This is a genomic window from Sinomonas sp. G460-2 (assembly GCF_047759905.1).
Taxonomy (GTDB): domain Bacteria; phylum Actinomycetota; class Actinomycetes; order Actinomycetales; family Micrococcaceae; genus Sinomonas.
In genome coordinates, this window is sequence record NZ_JBKZWT010000270.1 from 1 (window position 1) to 4,936 (window position 4,936).

The 4,936-nt window shown below is 66.0% G+C and carries 4 protein-coding genes and 1 pseudogene; 1 reads left to right on the plus strand and 4 read right to left on the minus strand.

What is annotated here, in order from left to right; genetic code table 11:
* Positions 1–543: pseudogene (locus tag ACLN58_RS17725) on the plus strand (hypothetical protein); the annotation flags it as partial.
* A 63-nt stretch (positions 544–606) separates the two neighbouring features.
* On the opposite strand, the gene ACLN58_RS17730 reads toward ACLN58_RS17725, so the two are convergent.
* From ACLN58_RS17730 to ACLN58_RS17745, 4 genes are all read right to left on the minus strand, one after another.
* Positions 607–1,494 carry a carbohydrate ABC transporter permease gene (locus ACLN58_RS17730; RefSeq protein ID WP_415856566.1) on the minus strand — a complete coding sequence of 296 codons (888 nt, stop codon included), beginning with the start codon at positions 1,492–1,494 and terminating at the stop codon, positions 607–609.
* A complete protein-coding gene (locus ACLN58_RS17735; protein WP_415856567.1) occupies positions 1,491–2,465 on the minus strand; it encodes a carbohydrate ABC transporter permease in 975 nt (324 codons plus the stop codon). The genes ACLN58_RS17730 and ACLN58_RS17735 overlap by 4 nt, the downstream gene beginning before the upstream one ends.
* Before the next feature lie 78 nt (positions 2,466–2,543).
* Positions 2,544–3,866, minus strand: coding sequence for an ABC transporter substrate-binding protein (locus ACLN58_RS17740; RefSeq protein ID WP_415856568.1), 1,323 nt, complete (start codon positions 3,864–3,866; stop codon positions 2,544–2,546).
* A 320-nt stretch (positions 3,867–4,186) separates the two neighbouring features.
* Positions 4,187–4,936, minus strand: a 750-nt coding sequence (locus ACLN58_RS17745) for a Gfo/Idh/MocA family protein (RefSeq protein WP_415856569.1), incomplete at its 5' end; no start/stop codon positions are given.

Genomic DNA, 4,936 nt, shown 5'->3' on the forward strand with positions numbered 1-4,936 from the left:
GCGCCCGTGGTTCTCGATTCGGAGTGGGCCCACAACCCGGCCGTCGCCGCAGCAGCGCCGCACTTCGCCGCCCACAACGATGAGAACAGCCTCCTCGAAGCGCGCGTCGACGCCCCGGTCGGCGCAGACCTCGACGAGGTGCTGCTCGCGCAGCTCGCGCTCATCCGCGCGGCGGTGTGCCCGATCGTGAGCCTCACCCACGCGCGACGGAACGGGCACGGCTACGACGCGCTCGCACAGCTCGCGAGCGGCGCCCAGGCGAGCCTGGCCGCGATCCTCACGAACGCTGTTCCTTCCTCGGCGTCTCTGCGCATCATCAAGCCCCGCACGGCCGTGGCGCTGACCGTGCCTGCACCCGGGACGGCCGCGCCCGGCACGGTCACCGTCACCGGGCCGGACGGAGCGACGCTCCTGCCGACCCAGTGGGAGACTGCGCATCGGGCAGCGTGGCGGCGACTGCACGCCCTCGTCGAGGCGGGCCAAGCCTGCGATGACCTGGCCGACTTCGCCGCGGATGCCTCCCTCGTCGGGGCCGGACGCTAGACCGTCCCGCGGATTCCCGCGGGACGGTCTAGCGTCCCGCGGGATTTCAGCGTCCCTCGGATGTCAGCGTCCGGCGAGGGATCCGCCGATGCCACCGACACTGAAGTACTTGTTCAGCACGGAGAACAGGATGATGGGCGGAAGCATCATGATCACCGCGCACGCGGAGACCGGACCCCAGTCGGTCGCGTTCTGCTGGAAGAACGTCTCCAGGCCGACCGGGAACGTGTAATTGACGTCCGAGCGCAGGAAGACGAGCGCCACGAGATAGTCGTTCCAAGCGAGCAGGAAGGCGAAGACGGCCGTCGAGAGGATGCCGGGAAGCGAGTTCCGGAGCACGACTCGCGCAAAGCCGCCGAACACGGACGCGCCGTCGATCCAGGCCGCCTCCTCGAGCGCGATCGGGATCGAGTCGTAGTACGCGGCCATCATCCAGATGGCGACGGACATCGTCGAGCCCACGTAGATGATCATGATGCCGAGCAGGTTGTCGACGAGCCCGAGCTGCGCGAACAGGATGAAGAGCGGGATCACGGCGGTGACCACGGGCAGCGACTGCACGATGAACAGCACGAGCGAGAACCCCGACACGAGCCTGTTGCGGCCTCGAGAGAGCACGTAGCCGGCGGGTGCCGCGACGGCCACAGAGACGAGGACCGTCACGACCGTGACCAGCAGGCTGTTGTTCAGCCACGTCAGCACACCCGTCTGGGTGAAGACGTTCGTGAAGTTCTCGAACGTCAGCTCCGAGGTGCTCGTGCTGCCGAGCGAGGGCTGCAGCGCCAGGAAGAAGATCGCGAGAATCGGGACCAAGACCACGGCGGTGATGATCAGGATCAGAAGGAAGCGCCACCAGCGCCCGCGCATCCCGGCTTCCTCGAGTCGGCGCCGCCGGGCCCCGGGCTCGCCTGGTACTGCCTGAACCGGAGCAGTTGCGGTTTGGACGCTCATTCGACGCTCGCCTTTCGAATCTGGCGGTAGAGAACTACGGAGACCACGATCAGGACGATGGTGGTCATGAAGGCGATCGCCACGCCCGGCCCGACCTGGAAGTTCTGGAACACGGTGCGGTAGGCGAGAACCACGAGCGAGGTCGTGGAGCCCACGGGGCCGCCGCCGGTCAGCAGGAAGATCGTCGGGAAGTCATTGACGCAGAAGATCGTCATGAGGATCCAGCTGATGTAGGTGGAGCGCGAGATCAGCGGAAGTGTGATGCCGGTGAACATCTGCCAGCTGCCCGCGCCATCGACCTTCGCCGCCTCGTACACGTTGTTGTCCACGGAGGCGAGCGCCGAGCTCATCATCATCATCATGAACGGGAAGCTGATCCAGACCTTGAAGACGCAGACCGTAACCTGGGCCAGGACGGGGTTCGCGAGGAAGAGCACGTTGCCGAGCCCGAGGGCTTGGGCAAGCATCGGGAACGGGCTCTGCGGAGTCGCCACGAGCCAGTTCCACGAGAACGCCGACACCACCACGGGCACGATCCAGGGGAGCAGCAGGAGCACCTTGAACACGCCGCCGCCGGGTATCCGCGTCCGGAGCAGCAGCGCGAGCACGAGCCCGATCGCCCAGCTGCCGAACACGCCGAACAGGGTGAAGATGAGCGTGAACAGCGCCGCCTCCCAGAAGGCGGGCGTCAGGTTGCCGGAGACGAGGGTGCCGATGTAGTTCTCGAAACCGACGAAATCGCCAGCGTCGATGAGGGTGCCGTTGCGCAACGACTGGTAGGCCGCGTAGATCACCGGGTAAAGGTTGATCAGCAGCAGGAGGATCAGCGCCGGGGCCGTGAAGATGATGTAGGTCCAGCCCTTGGCGCGGAGGCCTCTGTTCTTTCTGGGGCCGGCCGGACGGCCGCTGCCGCCCGCACCGACGCCGCGCTTCGCGCGACTTAATCCGTCGGCGATGGAGCTTGTCGACATTGGTTTCTCTCTTTTCTGGAGTCGATAGGCCAATGAGGTGGGTTCCCGAAATGTCGAGGGAACCCACCTCATGAGGGACTACGACTTCATGTTCGCCTTGATGGCGTTCTGAAGAGTCGTCAGCGCCGACTTGGCATCGGTCTTGCCGCCGAGGATCGACTGGGTGAACGTGTCCATCGCCGGGGTGCCGTCCACGGTCGTGACGCCGAGGAACAGCGCGGTGCCGCCCGGGGCCGCCCAGGTCTTCGCGATCGGCTGCCATTCGTTGATGACCTTGACGTTATTGGCGTTCGCCTGGAACTCCTTCGTCTTGGTGATCGACTTGAGCGGGGGAAGCCCGATGCCGGTGGCCTGCGTCCAGAGCGGAGCCATGTTCTGGTAGTAGTACGTGAGGAACGCCTCGGAGCCCTGCTGGCTCGGGGTGTTCTTGTACATCATGATGTTGTTCGGGAAGTAGAGGGCGCCCTTCTTCCCGTTGGGGCTCGTGAGCGGGCTCGCGACGGCGAGATCATTGAGCGCGTCCCCGCCCACGTTCTGCGCGAGGCCGGCGGTGTCGAAGCCCATGCCGAACTTCTTCGCCTTCCACTGCGCCTGACCGTTCGCGCTCGTGTAGGTGGAGCTGCCGGGATCGACGTAGCCCTTCTGCACGCACTCGAGCACGAAGTTCATGGCGTCGATGTTTTCCGGCGTCACGCAGTTGGGCTGCTGCTTCTCGTCGAAAAGCCCGCCCCCGTTGTTGATCATGAAGCTCACCAGGATGTGACCGCCGGTGAAGCTGCCCGCACCGGCGCTCGTGCCGTAGCCGTAGACGCCGGTCTTCTTGAGCGCGGCACAGGCGTCCAGGAACGACTGCCAATCCGTGGGCACCTTCGCTCCGGCCTGGTCAAACAGGGGCTTGCTGTACCACAGGACGCGCATGTCGAGGTTGTACGGAACCGCCGCGTACCCCTTCGGGACCTTCATGGCGTCGAGCAGGCCGGGCAGGAAATCGTCGTACAGACCGTTGTTCTTCCAGCTGTTGAGCAGGTTGTCCGCGTACGCGATCGCGCCCTGCGACTCGAACTGGAACGCCTGCGTTCCACCGCCCGAGCTCACAGCCGGGCCGGTGTTGGACGATACGGCTGAGGAGAACGTCTGGGTGAAGTTCGCCCACTGGATCTCCTGATAGGTCGCCGACGGGAGATCATTCGCGGGCTTGTAGGCCTCGGCGATCTTCTTGTCGAGCGGGTTGAAGGCCGTGCTGCCCCACGGCATATTCCAGAACTTGAGCTGCTTGCTGCCGCCGCCCCCGCCGGATCCCCCGCTGCACGCGGCCAGGAGCGGAATTGACGCTGCGGCGCCGGCAAGGCCCAGGAAGCCGCGGCGGCTGAAGTTGGTGCGGATCGACGAATTGCCAGTCATTGATGACTCCTTCTGATGGAATCGGCGGGCGGTGCCGCGGACTCCGTACTCCTCATTGAGATTAGAAAAAGCGCTTCGATGCGCTGAATGTAAAAAGAGCCTGGCGCGAAGGTTTAAGTCGTAGGCTTCTCACCTTTCAGCCGGGTGCGGACGGTGGGGTGCTGAACTGAGTGCGCCATGGGTGGAGGTGTCCTCTCGGTCGCTGACGAAGGAGGGGGCCGTCGAGTGAGCTGCTTCCCACGCGAGCCTAGAAGGACTTTTGACGATACGCAAGCAAAAGATGAAAACTCGACGTTCTGAAGTTCGTGTCCCACCGTCATTCACTCCCGCTGGTCCGTGAGCGGGACCGCGCTGGGGCGCTCTGCACGGCTCGCGACCGCGACGGCCTTGCCGCTGTGCGCGGCGTCCAGAAGCGACTCCATGACGTCCAGGACGTGGAACGCCAGGGCGCCGCCCGCGCGCGGCTCCTCGCCGTCCGGGGTGGACGCGAGGTCCGCGATCCCATAGCCGCGACCGGACGCGACGTACCCGGCAGAGACCGGAAGGGTCTCCCACTCCGTTCCGCCGAGGCGGAACAGCCGCGTCTCGCCGTCGAAGTGATTCGGGTCCGGCACGGCAAGCGTGCCGAGGGACCCGTGGACCTCGATGTTGGCCGAGTGCGTCGCGACCGCGTCGAAGCTCATCACGAGCGTCGAGAGAGCCCCGGATTCGTGGACGAGCACGCCTGTGACGTGCGTGTCTATGTCGACGGGAACGCGCTCCCCGGCGCGCGGCCCCGAGCCGATGACCCGCTCGGGGCGCGTGTGGCTCGCCGCCCCGACCACCGAGACCACGGGCCCGAGCAGCGTCACGAGCGCGGAGACGTAGTACGGTCCCATGTCCAGCAGCGGGCCCCCGCCGGGCTGGTAGTAGAAGTCCGGGTTCGGGTGCCAGCGCTCGTGCCCCGGCGTGACCATCGTCGCGGTCGCCGCGACGGGCGCTCCGATGAGGCCGTCGTCGAGGGCCTTGCGCGCGGTCTGGATCCCGGTGCCAAGCACGGTGTCCGGCGCGCAGCCGACGACGACGCCCGC